The 1606-nt window shown below is 68.3% G+C and carries 2 protein-coding genes; both read left to right on the top strand.

Annotated features, from left to right (window positions below; genetic code table 11):
• A partial coding sequence (locus tag FV228_RS29115) for an N-acetylmuramoyl-L-alanine amidase (protein WP_147857642.1) occupies nt 1-366 on the top strand: 366 nt, incomplete at its 5' end.
• Nucleotides 367-535: 169 nt separating this feature from the next.
• Nucleotides 536-1606: transglycosylase domain-containing protein (locus FV228_RS29120; RefSeq protein WP_187277962.1), on the top strand; the 1071-nt coding region annotated here is incomplete at its 3' end.

The raw sequence follows: 1606 nt of genomic DNA on the forward strand, positions 1-1606 counted from the left end.
GCCGAGGCCCCCCCGGACATCGCCGACATCCTGCAGGAGCTGACCCTGCGCGAGACCCGGGGCTTCTCGTCGGGCTTCGCCCGCACGCTGATGGGCCAGCTCGCCCCGGTCATGGAGATGAGCGCCAAGCCCCACCGGGAGGCGCGCTTCATGGTGCTGCGCTCCCCCGACGTGCCGAGCGTGCTGGTGGAACTCGGCTATCTGTCGAGCAAGCGCGACCTGGAGATGCTGCAATCGCCCGAGTGGCGGGCGGGCGTCACCGGCTCCATGGCCAAGGCGATCGACCAGTTCTTCGGCAACCGCGCGACGCTCAGGCCCGCGCTGATCACGCGACGGTCGGCCGCCGTCGCCCCAGTTTTACCATAGAGTAAGTGTCGATACGGGACGTCCGAACGCCCCGTCGCACCGCCGTTGAACCGGTAATCCGAGGGGGCTTCACGGGAGCGTCCGGGAGCCGACCGCGTCGAGAATGGACGCCCGTGCCGGATGAGCCGAACCCGGCAGGCGGCCGGGCCAGCGACGAGCGGAACACCGGATGCGTCTGATCCTTCGTTTCTTCGGGATCCTGTTCAGCGCCGCCGCGGTGCTGTTCGTGGTCGGCGCCGCGGCCGGCGGCTACTTCTACTGGAAGTACAGCCAGGACCTGCCCGACCACGCCGCGCTCGCCAATTACGAGCCGCCGGTGATGACCCGCATCCACGCGTCGGACGGCTCTCTGCTGGCCGAGTACGCCCGCGAGCGCCGGCTGTACCTGCCGATCCAGGCGATGCCGAAGATCGTGGTCGCGGCCTTCCTGTCGGCCGAGGACAAGAACTTCTACAAGCACGGCGGCATCGATCCCGAGGGGATCGTGCGCGCGTTCCTGACCAATGCCAAGTCGGGCAAGCGCCAGGGCGCCTCGACCATCACCCAGCAGGTCGCCAAGAACTTTTTGCTGTCCTCCGAGCAGACCTATGACCGCAAGATCCGGGAGGCGCTGCTGGCTCTGCGGATCGAGGCGGCCTACTCCAAGGACAAGATCCTGGAGCTGTACCTCAACGAGATCTTCTTGGGGACGATCGTTCCCGGCCGGAACCTGCATGGGGTCGCGGCCGCCGCGCTCGACTACTTCGGCAAGTCGGTCCACGAGCTGACCATCAACGAGGCCGCCTACCTCGCCGCGCTCCCGAAGGGGCCGAACAACTACCACCCCTACCGCAAGACCCAGGCGGCTTTGGACCGCCGCAACGAGATCATCCGCCTGATGGCGGAGAACAGCTACATCACCAAGGAAGAGGCGGACGCGGCCAAGAAAATGCCGCTCGGGGTCAACCCGCGGGTCGCCTTCCCGAACGCCGCCAACGCCAACTACTTCACCGAGGAGGTCCGGCGCGAGATCTCCGAGCGCTACGGCGAGAAGAAGCTCTACGAGGGCGGCCTCTCGGTGCGCGCCACCCTCGACCCGAAGATGCAGGCTTGGGCCCGCAAGGCCCTGGTCGACGGCCTGGTGCGCTACGACCAGGCCCATGGCTGGCGCGGCGCCGTCACCAAGGTCGACCTGACCGGGCGCGACTGGGGCATGGCGGCGGCCGAGGTCCCGGCGCTCGGCGACGTGGCGCCCTGGCGG

The sequence above is a fragment of the Methylobacterium sp. WL18 genome, from assembly GCF_008040015.1.
In the GTDB taxonomy this organism is placed as follows: domain Bacteria; phylum Pseudomonadota; class Alphaproteobacteria; order Rhizobiales; family Beijerinckiaceae; genus Methylobacterium; species Methylobacterium mesophilicum.